This window comes from Pseudomonas sp. SDO5591_S426 (genome assembly GCF_054070755.1).
The window spans coordinates 1-21,358 of the sequence record NZ_JBSVXD010000107.1 but is presented as its reverse complement, the minus strand read 5'-3'; the positions used below and the strand labels follow the sequence as shown (position 1 = coordinate 21,358).

Here is a 21,358-nt window from a genome sequence, read left to right as displayed (position 1 = left end):
AGCTCCTACAGGGGCGCAGCTCAGCCCCCGGTTCGGAATTTTCCATGAGCACCAACAGCAAATCACAGCCCGCAACCGGCGCCGCCGAACCGCACTTCCTCGGCACGCGGATTCGCGGCCTGCGCAAACGCCGGGGCATGACCCTGGCGGAACTGGCGCAGCAGAGCGAACTCACCGCCGGCTACATCAGCCAACTGGAACGCAACCTCGCCTACCCGTCGATTCCCGCACTGTTCAACATCGCCCGCAGTCTGGGCGTAACCATCCAGTGGTTTTTCGCCAGCGAAGCCAATACCGCTCCTGAAGATGACGGCGTTGTGGTGCGCAAGAACAGCCGCTTGAGCGTGCATTACGAGGACGGCATCGTCGACCAGTTACTGACGCCGCAACCCAATCAACAACTGGAAATGCTCCACTCGCGTTTTCCGCCCGGCACCTACAGCCAGCAAAGCTACAGCCATGAAGGTGAAGAAGCCGGTTATCTGCTGTCCGGCAGTTTCGAGTTGTGGGTGGGTGAGCGTCATTTTCAGCTCAGCGAAGGCGACAGCTTCAGTTTCTCCAGCCAGGAGCCGCACCGTTACGGCAATCCCGGCGAGGTGGATGCGGTGGTGATCTGGGTGATCACGCCGCCGACGTTTTAACGCCGCCGACCCACCAGCGCAGTGTTGCCCGCACGTTTCAAGGTGTCGCTCGGCAACTCCTTGAACAGTGCGCGATAACTGCTGGAAAACCGACCCAAATGCCAGAACGACCAGTGCATCGCCACTTCGGCGACGGTGGTTTGCGTTGGCGTGCGGCTGAGCAGTTCGCGGCGGGCGCTGTTGAGTCGGCGCAAGCGCAACCATTGGGTCGGCGCCATGCCGGTGTAGGTCTTGAACGCATGCTGCAACTGGCGCAGTGAAACCCCGGCAACCAGGGACAACTCCAGCAGGTTGAGGTGTTCTTCCGGGGTGTCTGCCGCCCATTCCCCTACCCGTTTCATGATCGCCCGTTCCCCGGCCCGGCGCTGCAACGCGCCTTGATCGAGACAGATACAGGCGTTATCGAGGATGAACAGGCAATCCTCCAGCAATTGCTGAGTGAGCGCTTCCCGGGTCGGCGGATCGAAAGTCTGGGACAACCGCGTCAGCGTGCCGCTGAGCCAGCGACAGAACAAAGCGTTCTGCTGCGAGTTGAGCGGCGCCATGAACAACCCCTCCAGCCGAGCCACATCCAGGCTATTGCGCTGGACGAATTCCGGCCCGAACACCACGGCGATTTCCTGATAGTTCTCCGGGGTGATCCAGATGTTGCGGCTTTCACCATTGAGCACATAAAGCGCGTTGTCGCTGCGATCAAAACAGAACGCCAGCGAACCCTGGGGCGCGCTGAAGTTCTGCTCGACCCGGGTGTTCATGTGCTCTTCGTAAATCTCCACGCCCTGTAAATCCAGATAGCGCACCAGACCGGCGAAATGCCCCGGCGACATCTGTTGGTAATGCTGGGTCCAGCCCGGCGTGGCGCGGATTTGCTCGGCGACATCGGCGGTACTGAACGCTTGAACCTGTAGTGAATTACAGTTTGTCATGGGTGACCTTGCGCACTCTTTTGGTGCGCTTTGTGCTGCTTAAAGTGGATAGATGGAACCGCAAGGCTCGCCCAAGATAGACGGCAACGCGCTACAGGGGAAGTGTCCGGCGGATGAAACTGGCCTCTCCTGGCGTTAATAAAACCAATAACGAGGTCTTTATGAATGTCCCTTTCGATCAGCTGTTCACTTGGCTGAAAGATCACAAGATTACCGAAGTCGAGTGCGTCGTCAGCGATCTGACCGGCATTGCACGCGGCAAAATTGCACCGACCAACAAGTTCCTGCATGAGCGAGGCATGCGCCTGCCGGAAAGTGTCCTTCTGCAAACGGTAACCGGGGACTTTGTCGACGACGACATCTACTACGACCTGCTCGACCCCGCCGATATCGACATGGTCTGCAAGCCGGATGCAGACGCCGTCTACGTGGTGCCATGGGCCATCGAGCCGACCGCCATCGTGATCCACGACACCTTCGACAAGTTCGGCAACCCGATCGAATTGTCGCCGCGCAACGTACTGAAGAAAGTCCTGCAGCTGTACACCGACAAAGGCTGGCGCCCAATCGTTGCGCCGGAAATGGAGTTCTACCTGACCCAGCGCTGCGAAGACCCGGACTTGCCGCTCAAGGCGCCGATGGGCCGTTCGGGTCGTGCCGAAAGTGGTCGCCAGTCGTTCTCCATCGACGCGGCGAACGAATTCGATCCGCTGTTCGAAGACGTCTATGACTGGTGCGAATTGCAAGGCCTGGACCTCGACACGCTGATCCACGAAGACGGCCCGGCGCAGATGGAAATCAACTTCCGTCACGGTAACGCGCTGGACCTGGCCGACCAGATCACCGTGTTCAAACGCACCATGCGTGAGGCGGCGCTCAAGCACAACGTGGCGGCGACCTTCATGGCCAAACCGGTCGGCGACGAGCCGGGCAGCGCCATGCACATTCACCAGAGCGTGGTGGACATCGCCACCGGCCAGCCGATCTTTGCCGATGCGGATGGCAACATGAGCGAGCTGTTCCTGCATCACATCGGTGGCTTGCAGAAGTACATCCCGAAAGTGCTGCCGATGTTCGCACCCAACGTCAACTCGTTCCGCCGCTTCCTGCCAGACACCTCGGCACCGGTGAACGTCGAATGGGGCGAAGAAAACCGCACCGTCGGCCTGCGCGTACCGACCTCCAGCCCGGACGCCATGCGCGTGGAAAACCGCTTGCCGGGTGCCGACGCCAACCCGTACCTGGCCATCGCCGCCAGTCTGTTGTGCGGCTACCTCGGCATGGTCGAGCGCATCGAACCGAGCGCCGCTGTACAGGGCCGCGCCTATGAACGCCGCAACCTGCGCCTGCCGATCACCATCGAAGACGCCCTGACCCAGATGGAAGAAAGCGAAACCATTGGCCGTTATCTGGGCGACAAATTCGTGCGCGGCTACGTCGCGGTCAAACGCGCCGAGCACGAGAACTTCAAGCGGGTGATCAGTTCCTGGGAGCGTGAGTTCTTGATGCTCAGCGTCTGAACATCACACATTCCCTGTGGGAGCGGGCTTGCCCGCGATTAGGGCGGCACATTCAACATCGTTGTCGACTGACAGCCCGCCATCGCTGGCAAGCCAGCTCCCACAGGGTGTGGTGATTACCCATAGATCCCAATAATTCCAAGAAGGTATCGATATGCGTCTATTGAAATCCGTGGTCCCGGTTGCGCTGGCCGTTCTGTTCAGCGCCGTTGCGCAGGCCCAGCCGCAGGTCAGCGTCTACAACTGGACCGACTACATCGGCGAAACCACCCTCGCCGACTTCCAGGCCAAGACCGGGATCAAGGTGATCTACGACGTCTTCGATTCCAACGAAACCCTGGAAGGCAAACTGCTCGCCGGGCGCACCGGGTATGACGTGGTGGTGCCGTCCAACCACTTCCTCGCCCGTCAGGTGAAGGCTGGCGCGTTCCTCAAACTGGATCGCGAACAGCTGCCGAATTTCAAGAATCTCGATCCGAAACTGCTGACGCTGCTGGAGAAAAACGATCCGGGCAACGAGCACTCGGTGCCGTACCTTTGGGGTACCAACGGCATCGGTTACAACGTCGACAAGGTCAAGCAAGTGCTGGGCATCGACCACATCGATTCCTGGGCCGTGCTGTTCGAGCCGGAGAACATCAAGAAACTTAGCGCGTGCGGCGTGTCGATGATGGACTCGGCGGATGAAGTGTTCCCGGCGGTGCTCAACTACATGGGCATGGACCCGCGCAGCGAGAATCCCGAGGACTTCAAGAAAGCCGAAGCCAAGCTGCTGAGCATCCGTCCGTACATTACCTATTTCCACTCATCCAAGTACGTCTCCGACCTGGCCAACGGCGATATCTGCGTCGCCTTCGGTTACTCGGGCGACGTGTTCCAGGCCGCCAACCGCGCCAAGGAAGCCGGCAACGGCGTGAACATCGCCTACGCCATTCCCAAGGAAGGCGCGAACTTGTGGTTCGACCTGCTGGCCATTCCCGCCGACGCCAGCAACACGAAAGAAGCCCACGCCTTCATCAATTACCTGCTCGACCCGCAGGTGATCGCCAAGGTCAGCGCATCGGTCGGTTACGCCAACCCGAACCCGGCCGCCAAGCAATACATGGACCCTGAACTGGTCAACAACCCCGAGGTTTACCCGTCCCAGGAAGTCCTCGACAAGCTCTACATCTCGACCACGCCGCCGCAGTCGATCATGCGACTGATGACCCGTTCGTGGAGCAAAGTGAAGTCCAACAAATGAACCAGTACACCCAGGAACATACCCACTCCTACTACGCGGCGTCGGCCCATGGCATTGGGCCCTGGCCAACGCTGGGCGAAGACCTCGTGGCCGATGTCTGCGTGATCGGCGGCGGTTTTACCGGGGTCAACACCGCCATCGAACTGGCCCAGCGCGGGCTCTCGGTGATCCTGCTGGAGGCGCGGCGAATTGGCTGGGGCGCCAGCGGGCGCAATGGCGGGCAATTGATACGCGGGATCGGCCACGACGTCAGCGGTTTCGCCAAACACATTGGTGCCGAAGGCGTGCGCTATCTGGAGCACGCCGGGACGGAGTCGGTGCAAGTAGTGGGTAACCGCATTCGCGAAAACGCGATCGATTGCGACCTGCGCTGGGGCTTTTGCGAATTAGCCAACACCCCGGCGCAGTTCGCCGGTTTGAAAGCTGAATACGCAGAGCTCAAGGAATCCGGTTACGCCCACGAAACCCGCTTGGTCGAACCTGAGCAGATTCGTCAGCAAGTGGTGAATTCCGGTGTGTATGCCGGTGGCCTGATCGATATGGGTTCGGGGCATTTGCATCCGTTGAATCTGGTCCTGGGCGAAGCGCAGCTTGCGCAATCCCTTGGCGTGAATATCTTCGAACAGAGCCCGGTGCTGGAGCTGATCCATGGCAGCACGGTGCAGGTGCGTTGTGCCGGTGGCACGGTACGCGCCGGCAGTCTGGTGCTCGGTTGCAACGCGCACCTGGAAGAACTCGAACCGAAACTCAGCGGCAAGGTGCTGCCGGCCGGTAGCTACATCATCGCTACCGAACCGTTGTCGCCGGAGCTTGCGGCAGAGTTGATCCCGCACAACGTGGCGCTGTGCGACCAGAAAGTCGGTTTGGATTACTACCGTCTCTCGGCGGACCGACGCCTGTTGTTTGGCGGCGCCTGCCATTACTCCGGGCGCGATCCTCGGGACATCACCGCGTACATGCGCCCGCAGATGCTCAAGGTCTTCCCGCAACTGGCCAACGTGCGCATCGACTATCAATGGGGCGGCAAGATCGGAATCACGGCCAATCGTTTCCCGCAGGTCGGGCGCTTGAGCCAGCACCCGAATGTGTTCTACGCCCAAGGCTATTCCGGTCATGGCCTGAACGTGACCCACTGGTGCGCCAAGTTGCTGGGCGAAGCGATCCATGCTGGCCACAGCAAAGGTTTCGACGTGTTCAGCGCCGTGCCGCACATGACCTTCCCCGGCGGCCGCGCCCTGCGTTCGCCACTGCTGGCCCTTGGCATGTTGTGGTATCGGATGCGCGAAGTCCTCGGTTAACCCCCCCCTGCTACCTTGCACCACCCTGTGGGAGCTAGCCTGCTAGCGATTGCGGTGTATCAGACAATTAATTCGTTTGATGCCAGACCGCTATCGCCAGCAGGCTAGCTCCCACATTGTTTTTGTGTATTCCCCTTTCTACCCATCCCCTTGTTTCGCCTTTCGATTTGCTCAATTGCGAGTCACTTCTATATTGAGGGGGTGCTCATCAATTCCTGCCTCCTGTCGAGCCTGGCCCATGGCGACGAATGCCCAACTGATCATCTGCGAGCACTGCGACTGCGTGTACAAAAAAGCGACGCTCGCCAAGCATCAGAAAACCCTGTGTACGCGCTGCGGCGGCGTGCTCCAGCGCTATAACGGCCTGACGGTGGAGCAGCGCCTGGCGCTGACCTTCACCGCATTGATGCTGTGGATCTTCGCCAATTTCTATCCGGTCATGAGCATCAGCCTCAAAGGCCTGAAAAACAGCGCAACACTTTGGGATTCGGTGCTGGCCTTGAGCCTCGGGCCGATCACGTTCATCGCCATGGTGGCCGCGATCGCCATGATCATCGCGCCGATTATCCAGTTGTCGCTGCTGATCTGGGTCCTGAGCTACGCCCTCGCCCATCGACGCTCTCCGGGGTTCAAGTTCTGCATGCGCTGGCTGGAAACGTTGAGGCCCTGGAGCATGCTGGAAGTCTGCCTGCTGGGGGCGATGGTCGCGGTGATCAAGCTTGCCGGATTGCTCGATGTACTGCCCGGCATCGGCTTGTTCGCGCTGGCCGTTCTCAGCCTGATGATGATCCGTATCGCCGGCCGCGACATCCGTGATCTGTGGGACATCCCATGAATACGCCTCCGGTCGCCGACGACCTCAATCTGTGCCTGTGCCACAGCTGTGGCCTGGCCTGTGACATGACCCGCCAGCCTCACGAATGTGAGCGCTGCGGCGCGCCGCTGCATCGACGCAAGACCAATTCGCTGACCCGGACCTGGGCCTACATGATCACCGCCCTGGTGTTCTATGTTCCGGCCAATCTGCTGCCGGTGATGAACACCAAAATGGTCGGCAACGGTGCCGATAGCACGATCATCAGCGGCGTACTGGAGTTCTGGGAGGCTGGCGCCTGGGACATCGCCCTGATCATTTTCATCGCCAGTATCGCGGTGCCGGGCATCAAGTTCGTGGCGATCACGTTGCTGCTGGTCACCGTGCAACGCGACAGCGAGTGGGCGCGCAAGGAGCGCTCGAAGCTGTACCGCTTCGTCGAGGTGATCGGCTACTGGTCGATGCTCGACGTGATCGTGGTCGCGCTGGTGGCCTCACTGGTGAAGTTTCAAGCCCTGGCCGACATCGAGCCGCGTGCGGGCATTCTGTTTTTTGGACTGGTGGTGGTGTTCACCATGCTATCGGCCATGAGTTTCGATCCGCGCCTGATCTGGGATAAAGAGGCAGAGCGGGATAAACCAAACGAGGAGGTCAAGGATGCAGTCTCAAGCCACTGACGGGCCACAGGCCCCCGGTCAGGCCCCGATCAAGACCCGCCGTTTCGGCGTTTCATTGGTATGGATCGTGCCAATTGTCGCGGTACTCGTGGGGATTTCGCTGGTGGTCAACAGCATCTTGAAGGAAGGTCCGACCATCACGGTCACCTTCAAGACTGGTGACGGCCTGACCGCCAACAAGACCGAGGTCAAGTACCGCAACGTGGTGATCGGCCATGTCACGGATGTGGATCTGAGCAACGACCAGAAAAGCGTCAACGCCACCATCAAACTGGCCAAGCAGGCTGAAAGCTTCACCCGCGAAGACTCGCAGTTCTGGGTGGTGCGTCCGCGTATCGGTGCGGGTGGAGTGTCCGGCATCGACACACTGCTGTCCGGCGATTACATCGGCGCCGACATCGGCCAGGCCAATGGCCGCGCGAAGAATTTCAAGGGCCTGGAAAACCCGCCACCGATCACCTATGGCGAGCCGGGTAAACGTTTCACCCTGCATACCCAAGACCTGGGTTCGCTGGATATCGGTTCCCCGGTCTACTACCGCAAAATCCCGGTTGGGCAAGTCGTGGCGTATGAACTGGACCCGGACGGCAAAGGCGTGAACATCGAATTGTTCATCCACGCGCCCAACGATCAATACGTTACCGAAAACACCCGGTTCTGGAACGCCAGCGGTATTGACGTAAACGTCGGCGCCAACGGTTTCGCGGTCAAGACCGAGTCCTTGTCCTCGATCCTGGTCGGCGGCATCGCATTCCGCGCGCCTGAGTACAGCCCCAACGACAAACCGGCGCCTGAGGAATACGCCTACGAACTGTTCGACGACCAGCAAACCGCCCTCGCCCCGCCCAATGGCAAACCGCAATACCTGGCCTTGCGCTTCGATCAGGCACTGCGCGGGCTCAAGGTCGATGCGCCGGTGGAGTTTCTCGGCATGGAAATCGGCAGGGTCGTTTCGATCAATCTCGATTTCGATGCAAAAAAACGCAGCTTCCCGCTCAACGTCGGCATCGTGATCTACCCGCAACGTTTGGGGCAGGCCCATACGAAAATGCTCGCCGCGCTCAATCATGATCCCAATGACGAGGCCGGCGGCGTGCGCCTGATCGGCACGTTCATCGAGAACGGTCTGCGCGCTCAGGCCCGCACCGGAAACCTGTTGACTGGCCAGTTGTACATCGCGCTGGATTTCTACCCGAAAGCCGAAAAAGTCGCCTTCGATGCCACGGCGCGTCCGGTCATGATTCCGACCGTTCCGGGTAGCCTGGAGCAATTGCAGGAAAAACTCGAAGCCATGGTCGACAAGATCAACAAACTGCCAGTTGAACGCATTGCCGGCAATCTTGACAGCAACCTCGTGGAAATGCGCAAAACCCTGAGCCAGTTCAACGGCAAGACGCTGCCAGGGGTACAAAATACCCTGTCGAACGTGAGCAAGACCCTGGAATCGGCCAATACCACGTTGCAATCGGCCAACTCGACCCTGGCCGAAGATTCGCCGCAACGGGAAAAACTGGGACAGACGCTGGACGAGTTGGGACGCACGTCGCGGTCTTTGCGTGACCTTTCGGATTACCTCGGGCGGCATCCGGAATCGCTGATTCGCGGTCGGCCCAACAATGCCGCGCCGATGGACCTGCAAGCGCCACCGCGCAATTGACCACAGGAGCAACACCCATGGCTTTTTCGCACAAGCTGACCCTGATGACCGCTGTGTTGCTGCTTGCCGCTTGCCGCAGCGACCCGATTCAGTTCCACACCCTGACCCCGGCCCAATTGACCGGCAACGCAAGGCCCACGACGGATATCCAGATCGAAGGCCTGACCGTTCCGCCGCAGGTCGACCGGCCGCAGATTGTGGTGCGCGAGGGCAATACAGGCATGGCGATCCTCGAAACCCAATGGTGGGGCGCCAGTCTGGTGGATGAGCTGCGCAGTGCCCTGCTCGACCAGATGATCAACAGCAATCCGCAACGTCGGGTTTCGGTGCGTCTTGAAGTGCAGCGCTTCGATTCGATTCCCGGTCAATATGGCTTGATCGACGTCAAATGGCGCTTGCGCGGTGCGAATGGCGATGAAAACACCCTGCTGACCTGTCGCAGCACTTTGCAGACACCTTCTGGGCCGTCCATTGATGAATTGGTGGCGGCCCAGCAGAACAACGTCAAGCGTCTGGCAGCGGTGATCAGCCAGGCGGCAAGCGGCTCGCAAAAAGGTTGTCCGTCGACCCAATGATTTGACGAATTTTTCTCATTTGGCCCTTTACATTTGCCGCGCCGCAAACATGCAAATGATTCCTATTGATCTACAATAATCGACGTCTTCCCCGTCAAATCTGCTTGCTCGATTAAAAAGCCAGGAGCTGCCACAGCATGATTTCCCGTATCCCGTCTTTCCTGAAAAAAGCCCTGCTGGCCACCGCGTTGGTGAGCGCCGGCCATGTGTACGCAGCCGATGGCGTCGGCATAGTGGTCTACAACGCGCAGCACGAAGGCCTGACCAAGGCCTGGGTTGAAGGTTTCACTCAGGAAACCGGGATTCCGGTCACCATGCGCAACGGTGATGACACCGAAATGGGCAACCAGATCGTCCAGGAAGGTGACGCCTCGCCGGCCGATGTGTTCCTGACCGAAAACTCACCGGCCATGGTGCTGGTCGATAATGCGGGGCTATTTGCGCCGGTCGACAAAACCACCCTGGAGCAAGTCGATTCCGCCTACCGTCCGGCCCACGGCAAGTGGGTGGGCATCGCCGCACGCTCCACGGTGTTCGTCTACAACCCGAGCAAACTGCCTGAAGCTCAACTGCCGAAATCGATCATGGACCTCGCCGACCCGAGCTGGAAAGGTCGCTGGGGCGCATCGCCGGGCGGTGCCGACTTCCAGGCCATCGTCGCTGCCATTCTCGAACAGAAAGGCGAAGCCGCGACGCTTGACTGGTTGAAAGCCATGAAAACCAACTTCACCGCCTACCGTGGCAACAGCTCGGTGCTCAAAGCGGTGAATGCCGGGCAGATCGACAGCGGCGTGATCTATCACTATTACAGCTTCGTCGATCAGTCCAAGACCGGCGAAAACAGCAAGAACACTGCCCTGCATTACTTCAAGCACAAGGACCCGGGTGCGTTCGTCAGCATTTCCGGTGGCGGCGTTCTGGCCTCCAGCAAACACAAGGAACAAGCCCAGGCGTTCCTGAAATGGATTACCGGCAAGGACGGCCAGGCCATCCTCAAGGACGGCAAATCGTTTGAATACGCCGTGGGCAAGAACGCTCAATCCAATCCAAAACTGGTGCCTTTGCAGCAGCTCGACGCGCCAACCGTCGATGCCTCGAAACTCGACAGCAAAAAAGCCGTGGAGCTGATGACTCAGGCCGGACTGCTTTAATTGATGCCTGAAATCCTGCCGGCGGGTGTCACAGACGCAATACCCGCCAACCTGCGCCGACGATCACGCGGCATGTTCGCGAGCCGTGGCGGCGCGTGGGTGGTCGGTTTGTCGGTGCTGGTTTCGTTATTGGCGCTGCTGCCGATTGCCTATGTCATCGGCGTTTCCTTGCAGACAGGTTGGTCGACGGTGGTCACGCTGGTGTTCCGGCCACGGGTTGGCGAGTTGCTGGTCAACACCGTGTTGCTGGTGGTCATCACCGTGCCCCTGTGCATCGCCCTCGGGGTGACGTTGGCCTGGCTGACCGAACGCACCGATCTGCCGGGACGGCGCTGGTGGTCTTTGCTGGCGACGGCACCGCTGGCGGTACCGGCGTTCGTGCACAGTTACGCCTGGGTCAGCCTGGTGCCGCCGATTCACGGGTTGTTTGCCGGGGTACTGGTTTCAGTCATCGCCTATTTTCCGTTTTTGTACTTGCCGGTTGCCGCCACGTTGCGCCGACTGGATCCGGCCATCGAAGACGTTGCCGAATCGCTCGGGCTCAAGCCCTGGGCGGTGTTTTTCCGGGTGGTGTTGCCGCAACTGCGCCTGGCGATCTGCGGCGGCGCGCTGCTGGTGGGCCTGCATCTGCTGGCCGAATATGGCCTGTACGCGATGATTCGCTTCGATACCTTCACCACGGCGATCTTCGATCAGTTCAAATCCACCTTCAACGGCGCGGCCGCGCACATGCTGGCCAGCGTGCTCGCCCTGTGCTGCCTGGCGATGCTGACCGCTGAATCGGCCGCGCGTGGTACGGCGCGCTATGCCCGTGTCGGTTCGGGCAGCGCCCGTGAACAGCGAATCGTGATCCTGCGTACCCCATCGACCGCACTCGGGCTTGCGTTACAGATCACCACCTGCGCCCTCGCGCTGGGCGTGCCGCTGATCACCCTGAGCCAATGGCTGATTGCCGGTGGCGTGCAGGTCTGGGATTTGAGCGAACTGTTGCCGGCCCTGGAACAGACGCTGTTGTTCGGCGTGGCCGGTGCAGCCCTGACCACCTGCGCGGCGATCCCGATTGCCTGGCTGTCAATTCGCTATCCGGGGCGATTGCAACGGGTACTGGAAAGCTGCAACTACATCACCAGCTCGTTACCGGGAATCGTCGTGGCGTTGGCCCTGGTCACCGTGACCATTCACTTTGCCCGGCCGATCTACCAGACCACCATCACCGTGCTGCTGGCGTATCTGCTGATGTTTCTGCCCCGCGCGCTGGTGAGCCTGCGCGCCGGCATCGCCCAGGCGCCGGTGGAACTGGAAAACATCGCCCGCAGCCTTGGCCGTTCGCCGGTCCGGGCGTTGTGGCTGATTACCCTGCGACTGGCTGCACCGGGCGCCGCTGCCGGCGCTGCGCTGGTGTTCCTGGCGATCACCAACGAACTGACCGCCACCCTGCTGCTCGCTCCCAACGGTACGCGCACGCTGGCCACCGGGTTCTGGGCGCTGACCAGCGAAATCGACTACGCCGCCGCGGCACCCTACGCGCTGCTGATGATTGTGCTGTCGCTTCCGTTGACCGGAATCCTTTATCACCAATCCAAAAAAACGGCTGGCCGATGAACGCTCTAGAACTGCATTCGCTGAACAAATCCTACGGCGCCCACCGAGCGCTGGACGATGTCAGCCTGTCCGTGCCCAGCGGCAGCCGCACGGTGATTGTCGGCCCTTCCGGGTCGGGCAAAACCACCTTGCTGCGGATGATCGCCGGTTTCGAGTTTCCCGACTCCGGGCGTCTGTCACTCAACGGCCAGACGCTGGTTGACAGCACCCATGAAGTGCCGGCGCATCAACGCCTGATTGGTTATGTGCCGCAGGACGGCGCGCTGTTCCCGCACATGACGGTGGCCGCCAACATCGGCTTCGGCCTGGCGACCAAGGGCAGCGAAAAGCAACAGCGTGTCGAGGAACTGATGGACAGCGTGGCGCTGGATTCGAACATGGCCGAACGCTGGCCACACGAACTGTCCGGCGGTCAGCAACAACGGGTGGCGCTGGCACGAGCCCTGGCCCAGCAGCCACGGCTGATGCTGCTGGATGAACCGTTCTCCGCGCTCGATACCGGCCTGCGCGCGAGCATGCGCAAACTGGTCGCGCGTTTGCTGGCGGAAGCGGGGGTCACCACCATCCTGGTCACCCATGATCAGAGCGAAGCGCTGTCCTTCGCCGATCAACTGGCGGTGATGCGCCACGGTCGACTGGTGCAGTCGGGGCATCCGCTGGACCTTTACCGTTATCCCGACGATGTCCAGACTGCGCTGTTTCTCGGCGATGCGGTGGTCATGCCCGCCCGCATCGAAGCCGGCTGGGCCCATTGCGATCTGGGCCGGATACCGGTCAACAACCACCGCAATAACAGTGCGGCGCAAATCATGCTGCGGCCCGAGCAACTGCAGGTCGCCAGCGTCCTGCCCAACAGCGCGGAAGTCGCCGGTTGCCGCGCGGTGGTGACTGACCGCGATTTCAGCGGCAACACCTGCACCCTGACCGTGGAATTGCAGGCCATGGCCCCCGGCGAAGACACCGGACGCTCACTGCTGGTACGCAGCTCGGGCATGTACGCGCCACCGGCCGGCAGCGCCGTGCATGTCTCGACCATTGGCCATGCTCATGTGCTCAGCGAGCCGTGACTTGTCTTTAAAAATCAAAAGATCGCAGCCTCGTTGCACTCGACAGCTCCTACAGGAGGATGCGCCCTTCCGATCAAAGATCGAAGCGATCCACCGCCCGGCGCCGCTCGTTGTCATCGCGCACGTCGTAATTGGCGGTGGTCTGGATGTTGCTGTGGTGGGCCAGTTTCTGCGCGATCGACAGGTCGTGTTCCTCGATCACCCGGGTAATGAACGAACGGCGGAAATCATGGGGCATGATTTTCACCCCCACCTGCGCCCCGCGCTGCCGGGCGATGTAGTAGATCGCATGCTTGGTGATGCGCTCGCGGGTGATGTGGCTGCCCCGGCGAATGCGATTGAACAGGAACGTATCGTCCGCTTCGCCTTCCTTGAGCTGTGAACGGTGCAACTCCAGCCAGGCATCAAGTTTGGCGAAAGCCCAGGCCGGGGCGTACTTGATCAACTGCTTGTTGCCTTTGGCCGTGACCCGCAGGCTGCGTTCGGTGAAATCCACCTGGTTGAGGTCCAGGTTCACCGATTCCGATTTGCGCATCCCCGAACCGTACAGAATCCCGATGATGGCCGCATCGCGCAGGCCCTGTGGCCGTGGATCGGCGGCGCAGACTTCCATCAGCTCCTGAATCAACGTACGTCGCAGATTGCGCCCTTGGGACAAACGCGTGCCGGCAATGCCCTTGACCGAGCGCATTTTCAGCAAGTGTTCCTGGCTGATCAGGCTCATGCGCCACGCTTCGTTCATCACCCCGCGCACTGCGTTGACGTACAGCGACGAGGTATTCGGCGCATAGCCGTCCGTGCGCAACGTTGCCACCAGCGCAATCACGTCCTCGGGCTGCAACTCATGCCAGGGAATCTCCTCCATGTTCACGTCTTCGAAGCCCAGGCGGTCGGCGGCGTCCTGCAATACATAACGCATGGTCAGTTGGCTGGACGGTGCCAATCGCGCCAGATACACGGTCAGCGGGTTGGTCCTGGGGGTACTTGAATCAACATCGGGTAGGTCAATCAAACGAAACGGCCTTGAAAAAGAAGTAGCAACAAACGGTGTGCAGACAAAGAGGGTCGTTACGCTGCCGGTCATGGCCGATAAAGTCAAATGTCGCCGACAGGGGCCACCGCTCTGCTGATAGATGAATTGAAACATGGTGATGCAATCCTCGAACGCAGTCGATCGCGGCAGGAGCAAGCCATGAAAATCAGTGTATTTGGTAGCGGTTACGTTGGCCTGGTGCAAGCCGCCGTCCTGGCTGAAGTCGGGCATGACGTGGTGTGCATGGACATTGACGAGAAAAAAGTCGAGTTACTGCAACAGGGCCACGTGAGCATTTTCGAACCGGGGCTGGCCAGCCTGGTGCGCGAAAGCCTGGATGCCAAACGGTTGCAGTTCACCACCGACGAAAAGTTCGCCGTGCAACACGGCCAGGTGTTGTTCATCGCGGTCGGCACGCCATCCCGTGAGGATGGCTCGGCGGATTTGCGTTACGTGCTGTCGGTGGGTGAAGCGGTGGCGCGGCATCGTGAACAACCGGTGATCCTGGTGGAAAAATCCACAGTACCGGTGGGCACCGGCGACACCTTGCGTGCGCACATCGACAAGTGCCTGATCAAGGTCGGCCGTTTGCTGCAATTCGATATCGTCTCCAATCCCGAATTTCTGAAAGAAGGCTCGGCCGTGGCCGATTGCCGGCGCCCGGACCGCATCGTCATCGGCTGCGAACGCGAAGAGGTGCGTGACGTGATGCGCGATCTGTACTCGCCGTTCAACCGCAATCATGAGCGCATCATGTTCATGGACCTGCGCAGCGCCGAGCTGACCAAGTACGCCGCCAACTGCATGCTGGCGACCAAGATCAGCTTCATCAACCAGATCGCCGAACTGGCCGAGCACCTGGGCGCCGACATCGAATCGGTACGCCTGGGCATTGGCGCCGATTCGCGCATCGGCTACCACTTCATCTACCCCGGTTGCGGTTATGGCGGTTCGTGCTTTCCCAAGGACATGCGCGCCCTGATCCACAGCGCCGAAGAGGCGCACTGCTCCAGCGACCTGCTGCAAGCGGTGGAAGCCATCAACCAGCGGCAGAAACACAAACTGTTCGAACGCATCAAGGCGTTCTACAAGGGCGATTTACGCGGCAAGACCTTTGCCGTGTGGGGCCTGGCGTTCAAGCCGAACACCGACGACATGCGCGATGCACCGAGCCGCGTGCTACTCGAAGCGCTGTGGGCCGCTGGCGCCAATGTGCGCGCATTCGACCCGGAAGCTATGCAGGAAACCCAGAACCTGTATCCCGAGGAAGCGAAACTGATGCTGATGGGCACGCCGGAATCGGTGTTGAACGGCGCCGACGCGCTGATCATCTGCACCGAGTGGCAACAGTTCAAGGCCCCGGATTTCGAGCTTATTCGCCAACGGCTCAATGCACCGGTGATCTTCGACGGCCGCAACCTGTACGACGCCGAACGCCTGGCGCGTAATGGTTTCATGTACTTCCCGATGGGCCGGGGCGAATCACGCAAGTTGCCGATTCCATATCAGCAATGGCCTGCTGCTCAGGTGGTGGCATAACAACTACCCGCCTTTTGTAGGAGCTGCCGAAGGCTGCGATCTTTTGATCTTCGGCAGCCTTATGTCTGGTAAAGAACAAGATCAAAAGATCGCAGCCTGCGGCAGCTCCTACTGGATAGGGGTTTTCTGTTATTTGCTTGCAAGTATTTGAAAAGGATTAAACCAACGCCTTCAAATCAACCCCCAACGCCTGGGCAAATGCCTTCACCAACGGACTGCGGACGGTGTTATGCCGAAGGATCAGATTGAACGGCGTGACGATGTTGATCAGATCCGGGCGCACCGCGCGAAACTCGCCCCGCTCCACCATCGGCGCTGCATAGTGCTGCGGTAGGAAACCCACGAAACGGCCGGTCTTGATCAATAGGGCCACGGCTTCGACCTGGGTCGCCGAGGCGGAAAAACTGTCGTAGTGGGCAAAGTTGAGCTTGTCGCGATGAATCGCGTAACGGTGATTGATGCACTCGTGATCCTTGAGCACGTTGCTGCCCATTTCCGTGTCGGCCATGGTGAACAAAGGGTGGCCGACCGCGCAATAAACCTCCGAACGTTCTTCATATAATGCGTAGTAGTCAAACTCTTCACGTTTCTGATAAACCGGCACGATTCCAGCCACTAACCGGCCCTCTACCACCCCTCTTTCCACTTCATCCAACTGAGTGGCCTGAAGTTGAAATCTGACCTTCGGTGATTGCTCGTTAATCCTTCTAAGCGCAGCAACTAAAGGTGAATTAACGTCGGATATCGTGTTATCGATAACCCCCACACCCAGATCGCCAATAAGTTCGTTCTGCGCTGAACTAAGCCGGTCACGAAAGTTGTCCACCGAAGCAAACAGATCAATCGACGCCTGGTACACCAGGCGCCCTTCTTCGGTCAGGTGAAACCCCTCGCGACCTCGGGTGCACAAGCGCATGCCGATGCGGATTTCCAGGTCGGAGATCTGTTTGCTGATGGCGGCCAGCCCCACATTCAGCTCGTTCTGCGCCGCACTGAAACCGCCCGCTTCGACCACGGCCTTGAACACCTTGAGCAATTTGAAGTCCAGCCCGCTCAGGGCCAACGGGGCCCGTTGCAGCGTTTTCGGCGGCGGGTTTCCGGAATTGGAAAGTGGGGTTTCCATAATGCTTATTTACCTCTGGCGCCGCATTCAACAATCTGTGCCCATCAACAAAAACATAGCTGGCCTAATAATAATGAACACAGAAAACCAGGCTTGGCAACCGCCAAAAAATCCCGAACATCAGTGCCAACTCACTGATCTCGAAACATTAAAAGCTGACACTTCGATCAGCTCTCGCCCCTTTGCAACTGCGCTGATCCCCTGCCCTTGATTTTTAACTGACCTGATTACGGCCGATTGATTTTCGCCACGTATTTCAGGTCTGGCACACCGATTTCAGTTCGCGTTACCGACGAGGAAAACAACAATGTCTCAAGCTACCGACCGTCTCTGGGGTGCTCGCTTCAAAAGCGGTCCGTCCGAAGCCCTGGCCGCTCTCTCCCGTTGCCCCGAGCGCTACTTCCGCCTGACCCCGTACGACCTCGCCGGGTCCAAGGCCCATGCCCGGGAACTGCAACGCGCCGGGCTGTTGAGCGAGCAAGAAACCCTGACCATGCTCGACGCACTGGAACGCATCGGCGCTGACTTCCGCGCCGGCAGCATTGCCCCGACCCTGGACGACGAAGACGTTCACACCTTCATCGAACGCCTGCTGACCGAACGCCTCGGCGCGCTGGGCGGCAAACTTCGTGCCGGCCGTTCACGCAACGACCAGACCGCCAACGACCTGCGTCTGTTCCTGCGCGATCACGTACGCACCCTAGCCGTCGAAGTGTTGGCCTTGCAGCACGCGCTGGTGGATCAGGCCGAGCAACACATCGAGAGCATTTGCCCCGGTTTCACCCACTTGCAGCAGGCGCAGCCAATCGTCTTCGCCCATCACCTTCTGGCTCATTCGCAATCGATGCTGCGTGACGTGCAGCGCCTGGTGGACTGGGACGCTCGCACCTCGCTGTCGCCACTGGGCGCGGCGGCCATGGCCGGTTCGGCCATCGCTCGCCTGCCGCAGCAATCGGCAAAAGAAATGGGTTACAGCGGAGTGTGCGAAAACTCCATCGACGCCGTGGCCAGCCGCGATCACGTCGCCGAATTCCTGTTCATCGCCAGCATGCTCGGCATCAACATTTCGCGCCTGGCTGAAGAGTTCTGCCTGTGGTCGTCGCGGCAATTTCGCTGGGTCGCGCTTGACGACGCCTACGCCACCGGCAGCTCGATCATGCCGCAGAAGAAAAACCCGGACATCGCCGAACTGGCGCGGGGCAAGGCCGGACGCCTGATCGGCAATCTGACCGGTCTGCTGTCCACTTTGAAATCCCTGCCGCTGTCGTACAACCGCGACTTGAGCGAAGACAAGAACGGCGTGCTCGACAGCGTCGACACCCTGTTGCTGGTGCTGCCGGCCATGGCCGGGATGGTCGCGACCATGACCGTCAACGTTGAAGAACTGCGACGCCAGGCGCCACTGGGCTTCACCCTCGCCACCGAAGTCGCCGACTGGCTGGCGATGCGCGGTGTGCCGTTCAAGGAAGCCCATGAAATCACCGGCGCACTGGTGAAGGCCTGTGAAAAACACGACATCGAATTATGGGAAGCCTCGCCGGCCTTGCTGGCCGAGATCGATCCACGCCTGACCCCGGAAGTCCGCGAAAGCCTGACCCTGGAAGCCGCCATCGCTGCCCGCAGCGGCTGGGGCGGCACCGCGCCGCAACAGGTGCGCGAGCAGATCGGCCGGTTGAAAACCGCCCTCGCTGCGCAGCACGCGTGGACCGAAAACTACCAGGGCTTCCGCCTATAACGGCCACAACACATAACCCTGTGGGAGCTGGATTGCCAGGGATGGCGTCTAGCCAGTCGACACTGACGCTGGATGGCCCACCGCAATCGCTGGCAAGCCAGCTCCCACAGGGACCGTGGTGGATTTGAAAGAACAGTTCGGAGAACCAACATGAGCCAGACACAGGCAGAACGACTCCAGGCGGAGCGCAAACTGGCGGAAAACCAGTTCGACATTACCCAGTACCAACACGTGCCACGGCGCTACTACGGGCGGATTTTCTTCGCCACGGTCATCGTCATCGCCATTTTGGGCCTGGTGCGCGCCTTCGCCGAAGGCAAGATCGAATGGTCGTACATCGGCCAGTTCCTCACCTCCCAGGCGATCATGTGGGGTTTGCTCAACACCATCGTCATGGCCGTGCTGGCGATGGCGCTGGGCATCGTGTTCGGGGTGATCACCGCGATCATGCGCATGTCGGCCAACCCGATCCTGCGCTATGTGGCGGTGACGTACACCTGGCTGTTTCGCGGTACGCCGCTGATTTTGCAACTGCTGTTGTGGTTCAACCTGGCGCTGATCTTCCCCACCATCGGCATTCCCGGTCTGATCGAAGTCGACACCGTGAGCCTGATGACGCCGTTCGTGGCTGCGCTGCTCGGTTTGAGCATCAACCAGGGTGCCTACACCGCCGAAGTGGTGCGCGCCGGCCTGCTCTCGGTGGACACCGGCCAGTACGAAGCCGCCAAGTCGATCGGCATGCCGCGTCTGCAAGCGCTGCGCCGAGTCATCTTGCCGCAGGCCATGCGGGTCATCATTCCGCCAGTGGGCAACGAGTTCATCGGCATGGTGAAAATGACCTCGCTGGCGAGTGTCATCCAGTACTCGGAACTGCTCTACAACGCGCAGAACATCTACTACGCCAACGCCCGCGTGATGGAGCTGCTGATCGTCGCCGGTATCTGGTACCTGGCCACCGTCACCGTCCTGTCCTTCGGTCAAAGCCGTCTGGAGCGTCGTTTCGCTCGCGGCGCCGGCAAGCGTTCTTGAGGAATCCGACATGAGAAGCATCGTCAAGGCCGTGAGCCTGAACAAGTATTACGACCAGTTCCACGCGCTCAAGGACGTCAACATCGAAGTCGAGCAAGGCGAAGTGCTGTGCATCATCGGCCCGTCCGGCTCCGGCAAGAGCACCTTGCTGCGCTGCGTCAACCAGCTGGAAAAGATCGACAAGGGCGGCCTGTGGGTCGACGGCGAACTGGTGGGTTACCGCGTCGTAGGCAACAAACTGCACGAACTCAACGAGTCGCAGATCGCCCGACAGCGGCTGTCCACCGGCATGGTGTTCCAGCGCTTCAACCTGTTCCCGCACATGACTGTGCTGCAAAACATCATCGAAGGCCCGTGCCAGGTGCTCAAGCGTTCGCCCAAAGAAGCGCACGAAGAAGCCCTGGAACTGCTGGCCCGCGTCGGCCTGGCCGACAAACGCAACAGCTACCCGATCGAGCTGTCGGGTGGTCAGCAACAACGCGTGGCCATTGCCCGTGCACTGGCCATGCGTCCCAAGCTGATGCTGTTCGATGAACCCACTTCGGCACTCGACCCGGAACTGGTCGGTGAGGTGCTGTCGGTGATGCGCGATCTGGCGCAAACCGGCATGACCATGATCGTCGTCACCCATGAACTGGGCTTCGCTCGCGAGGTTTCCAACCGCATGGTGTTCATGGACGGCGGGCAGATCGTGGAGGCTGGAAGCCCCGAAGAAATACTAATAAGTCCGCAAAACCCACGCACCCAAAGCTTCATTTCTGCCGTTCGAACCTAAGCGTCCGTTGACGCTCACAACACTCATAAGAGAACGACCATGAAGAACTTCGTCATCCCAGCAGTACTCGCAGGCGTCATGGCCTCCGGCTTCAGTTTCGCCGCCGAATTGCCGGCCAGCATCAAGGAAAAGGGCGAGATCGTCGTCGCGATCATGCCGAACTACCCGCCGATGGATTTCAAGGACCCGGCCACCAACACCCTCACCGGCCTCGACTATGACCTGGGCAACGCCTTGGCCGAGCGCCTGGGTGTGAAGATCAAATGGCAGGAAACCGGCTTCGAGCAAATGATCAACGCGCTGACCACCGACCGTGTGGACATGGTGCTGTCGGGCATGACCGACACCGCCGAGCGTCAGGCCAGCGTGACCTTCGTCGACTACTTCACCAGCGGCCCGCAGTTCTACACCTTGCAGAAAAACAAGGACACCAACGAGATCATTGACCTGTGCGGCAAGAAAGTCGGCACCAGCCGTCGCACCACGTTCCCGGCGGAAATCGCCGAGTGGAGCAAGGCCAACTGTGAAGCCGCCGGCAAGCCTGCGATCAACGTGATCGGCACCGAAGGCTCGGCCGATGCCCGCGCACAACTGCGCCAGAGCCGCATCGACGCGGCGATGCAGGGCAGTGAAACCCTGTCGTATCTCAAGACCCAGGAAAAGGACATGTACAAGACCGTGGGCCTGCCGATCTCCGAGCAGTTCACCGGCCTTGGCGTGAGCAAGAAAAAGCCTGAGCTGAGCGAAGCGGTGAAGGTTGCGCTGCAGAGCATGATCGACGACGGCAGCTATCAGGCGATCCTGAAGAAGTGGGACCTGGAACTGGGTGCGATCAAGACTGTGACGGTTAACGCCGGGAAGTAATTTCGAAAAAATAAATGCAATACCTGTGGGAGCGGGCTTGCCCGCGATGGCGGTGCCTCAGCCAACAGAGATGCTGAATTTGATGACCT

General features: G+C 60.0%; 18 protein-coding genes and 1 pseudogene. 16 read left to right on the top strand and 3 right to left on the bottom strand.

The genetic code is table 11. The annotated features are described in order from the left end of the window. The first annotated feature begins 44 nt into the window (after positions 1–44). Entirely contained in the window at positions 45–641 is a 597-nt protein-coding gene (locus tag ACW9JC_RS19615) for a cupin domain-containing protein (protein ID WP_457456959.1), read from the top strand. Here the strand turns inward: ACW9JC_RS19615 and ACW9JC_RS19610 are convergent. Beyond that, positions 638–1,567: a helix-turn-helix domain-containing protein gene (locus tag ACW9JC_RS19610; protein WP_457456957.1), complete on the bottom strand. Its 930-nt coding sequence runs from the start codon at positions 1,565–1,567 to the stop codon at positions 638–640. The two genes, ACW9JC_RS19615 and ACW9JC_RS19610, sit on opposite strands and share 4 nt — an antisense overlap. Before the next feature lie 161 nt (positions 1,568–1,728). Between ACW9JC_RS19610 and ACW9JC_RS19605 the strand changes: the two genes are divergently transcribed. The 10 genes and pseudogenes from ACW9JC_RS19605 (at position 1,729) to ACW9JC_RS19560 (ending at position 13,171) form a co-directional block, all read left to right on the top strand. Continuing rightward, positions 1,729–3,087: a glutamine synthetase family protein gene (locus ACW9JC_RS19605; protein WP_457456955.1), complete on the top strand. Its 1,359-nt coding sequence runs from the start codon at positions 1,729–1,731 to the stop codon at positions 3,085–3,087. A 154-nt stretch (positions 3,088–3,241) separates the two neighbouring features. Further along, positions 3,242–4,330: a polyamine ABC transporter substrate-binding protein gene (locus ACW9JC_RS19600; RefSeq protein ID WP_338581030.1), complete on the top strand. Its 1,089-nt coding sequence runs from the start codon at positions 3,242–3,244 to the stop codon at positions 4,328–4,330. Continuing rightward, a pseudogene (locus ACW9JC_RS19595) lies at positions 4,261–5,628 on the top strand (NAD(P)/FAD-dependent oxidoreductase); the annotation flags it as partial. The gene ACW9JC_RS19600 and the pseudogene ACW9JC_RS19595, both read left to right, overlap by 70 nt. Before the next feature lie 238 nt (positions 5,629–5,866). Continuing rightward, positions 5,867–6,463 (top strand): paraquat-inducible protein A, encoded by a 597-nt coding sequence (locus ACW9JC_RS19590; RefSeq protein ID WP_457456953.1) that lies wholly within the window; start codon positions 5,867–5,869, stop codon positions 6,461–6,463. Further along, entirely contained in the window at positions 6,460–7,119 is a 660-nt protein-coding gene (locus ACW9JC_RS19585) for a paraquat-inducible protein A (protein ID WP_457456951.1), read from the top strand. Before ACW9JC_RS19590 ends, ACW9JC_RS19585 begins: the two co-directional genes overlap by 4 nt. Next, a complete protein-coding gene (locus tag ACW9JC_RS19580) occupies positions 7,100–8,776 on the top strand; it encodes a PqiB family protein (protein ID WP_457456949.1) in 1,677 nt (558 codons plus the stop codon). The genes ACW9JC_RS19585 and ACW9JC_RS19580 overlap by 20 nt, the downstream gene beginning before the upstream one ends. 17 nt (positions 8,777–8,793) lie before the next feature. After that, positions 8,794–9,351 (top strand): PqiC family protein, encoded by a 558-nt coding sequence (locus ACW9JC_RS19575; protein WP_457456947.1) that lies wholly within the window; start codon positions 8,794–8,796, stop codon positions 9,349–9,351. Between the two features lie 137 nt (positions 9,352–9,488). Further along, complete coding sequence (locus ACW9JC_RS19570) at positions 9,489–10,502, top strand: iron ABC transporter substrate-binding protein (RefSeq protein ID WP_457456945.1); 1,014 nt, start codon at positions 9,489–9,491, stop codon at positions 10,500–10,502. A gap of 3 nt (positions 10,503–10,505) precedes the next feature. Beyond that, positions 10,506–12,104, top strand: coding sequence for an ABC transporter permease (locus tag ACW9JC_RS19565; protein ID WP_457456943.1), 1,599 nt, complete (start codon positions 10,506–10,508; stop codon positions 12,102–12,104). After that, on the top strand, positions 12,101–13,171 hold the full coding sequence (locus ACW9JC_RS19560; RefSeq protein ID WP_338581039.1) for an ABC transporter ATP-binding protein: 1,071 nt from the start codon (positions 12,101–12,103) through the stop codon (positions 13,169–13,171). Before ACW9JC_RS19565 ends, ACW9JC_RS19560 begins: the two co-directional genes overlap by 4 nt. A gap of 73 nt (positions 13,172–13,244) precedes the next feature. On the opposite strand, the gene ACW9JC_RS19555 is transcribed toward ACW9JC_RS19560, so the two are convergent. Further along, positions 13,245–14,183, bottom strand: coding sequence for a site-specific integrase (locus ACW9JC_RS19555; protein WP_457456940.1), 939 nt, complete (start codon positions 14,181–14,183; stop codon positions 13,245–13,247). Positions 14,184–14,363: 180 nt separating this feature from the next. Here ACW9JC_RS19555 and ACW9JC_RS19550 point away from each other — a divergent pair, with 180 nt between their 5' ends. Further along, a complete protein-coding gene (locus tag ACW9JC_RS19550) occupies positions 14,364–15,743 on the top strand; it encodes a UDP-glucose dehydrogenase family protein (protein WP_457456938.1) in 1,380 nt (459 codons plus the stop codon). 157 nt (positions 15,744–15,900) lie between these two features. On the opposite strand, the gene ACW9JC_RS19545 is transcribed toward ACW9JC_RS19550, so the two are convergent. Beyond that, on the bottom strand, positions 15,901–16,866 hold the full coding sequence (locus ACW9JC_RS19545; RefSeq protein ID WP_457456936.1) for a LysR family transcriptional regulator: 966 nt from the start codon (positions 16,864–16,866) through the stop codon (positions 15,901–15,903). Positions 16,867–17,173: 307 nt separating this feature from the next. On the opposite strand from ACW9JC_RS19545, the gene argH reads away from it, so the two are divergent. From argH to ACW9JC_RS19525, 4 genes are all read left to right on the top strand, one after another. After that, positions 17,174–18,601 carry an argininosuccinate lyase gene (gene argH / locus ACW9JC_RS19540; protein WP_457456934.1) on the top strand — a complete coding sequence of 476 codons (1,428 nt, stop codon included), beginning with the start codon at positions 17,174–17,176 and terminating at the stop codon, positions 18,599–18,601. 150 nt (positions 18,602–18,751) lie between these two features. Then, positions 18,752–19,630 (top strand): amino acid ABC transporter permease, encoded by an 879-nt coding sequence (locus ACW9JC_RS19535; protein ID WP_416130374.1) that lies wholly within the window; start codon positions 18,752–18,754, stop codon positions 19,628–19,630. Positions 19,631–19,640: 10 nt separating this feature from the next. Continuing rightward, a complete protein-coding gene (locus ACW9JC_RS19530; RefSeq protein WP_338581046.1) occupies positions 19,641–20,405 on the top strand; it encodes an amino acid ABC transporter ATP-binding protein in 765 nt (254 codons plus the stop codon). A gap of 39 nt (positions 20,406–20,444) precedes the next feature. Continuing rightward, positions 20,445–21,269 (top strand): ABC transporter substrate-binding protein, encoded by an 825-nt coding sequence (locus tag ACW9JC_RS19525; RefSeq protein WP_457456932.1) that lies wholly within the window; start codon positions 20,445–20,447, stop codon positions 21,267–21,269. Positions 21,270–21,358: the final 89 nt, after the last annotated feature.

What these genes read in the sequence shown, in the direction of transcription:
- ACW9JC_RS19615 (WP_457456959.1), top strand. Translation starts at nt 45, where the DNA reads ATGAGCACCAACAGCAAATCACAGCCCGCAACCGGCGCCGCCGAACCG.
- ACW9JC_RS19610 (WP_457456957.1), bottom strand. Translation starts at nt 1,567, where the DNA reads ATGACAAACTGTAATTCACTACAGGTTCAAGCGTTCAGTACCGCCGAT.
- ACW9JC_RS19605 (WP_457456955.1), top strand. Translation starts at nt 1,729, where the DNA reads ATGAATGTCCCTTTCGATCAGCTGTTCACTTGGCTGAAAGATCACAAG.
- ACW9JC_RS19600 (WP_338581030.1), top strand. Translation starts at nt 3,242, where the DNA reads ATGCGTCTATTGAAATCCGTGGTCCCGGTTGCGCTGGCCGTTCTGTTC.
- ACW9JC_RS19590 (WP_457456953.1), top strand. Translation starts at nt 5,867, where the DNA reads ATGGCGACGAATGCCCAACTGATCATCTGCGAGCACTGCGACTGCGTG.
- ACW9JC_RS19585 (WP_457456951.1), top strand. Translation starts at nt 6,460, where the DNA reads ATGAATACGCCTCCGGTCGCCGACGACCTCAATCTGTGCCTGTGCCAC.
- ACW9JC_RS19580 (WP_457456949.1), top strand. Translation starts at nt 7,100, where the DNA reads ATGCAGTCTCAAGCCACTGACGGGCCACAGGCCCCCGGTCAGGCCCCG.
- ACW9JC_RS19575 (WP_457456947.1), top strand. Translation starts at nt 8,794, where the DNA reads ATGGCTTTTTCGCACAAGCTGACCCTGATGACCGCTGTGTTGCTGCTT.
- ACW9JC_RS19570 (WP_457456945.1), top strand. Translation starts at nt 9,489, where the DNA reads ATGATTTCCCGTATCCCGTCTTTCCTGAAAAAAGCCCTGCTGGCCACC.
- ACW9JC_RS19565 (WP_457456943.1), top strand. Translation starts at nt 10,506, where the DNA reads ATGCCTGAAATCCTGCCGGCGGGTGTCACAGACGCAATACCCGCCAAC.
- ACW9JC_RS19560 (WP_338581039.1), top strand. Translation starts at nt 12,101, where the DNA reads ATGAACGCTCTAGAACTGCATTCGCTGAACAAATCCTACGGCGCCCAC.
- ACW9JC_RS19550 (WP_457456938.1), top strand. Translation starts at nt 14,364, where the DNA reads ATGAAAATCAGTGTATTTGGTAGCGGTTACGTTGGCCTGGTGCAAGCC.
- ACW9JC_RS19545 (WP_457456936.1), bottom strand. Translation starts at nt 16,866, where the DNA reads ATGGAAACCCCACTTTCCAATTCCGGAAACCCGCCGCCGAAAACGCTG.
- argH (WP_457456934.1), top strand. Translation starts at nt 17,174, where the DNA reads ATGTCTCAAGCTACCGACCGTCTCTGGGGTGCTCGCTTCAAAAGCGGT.
- ACW9JC_RS19535 (WP_416130374.1), top strand. Translation starts at nt 18,752, where the DNA reads ATGAGCCAGACACAGGCAGAACGACTCCAGGCGGAGCGCAAACTGGCG.
- ACW9JC_RS19530 (WP_338581046.1), top strand. Translation starts at nt 19,641, where the DNA reads ATGAGAAGCATCGTCAAGGCCGTGAGCCTGAACAAGTATTACGACCAG.
- ACW9JC_RS19525 (WP_457456932.1), top strand. Translation starts at nt 20,445, where the DNA reads ATGAAGAACTTCGTCATCCCAGCAGTACTCGCAGGCGTCATGGCCTCC.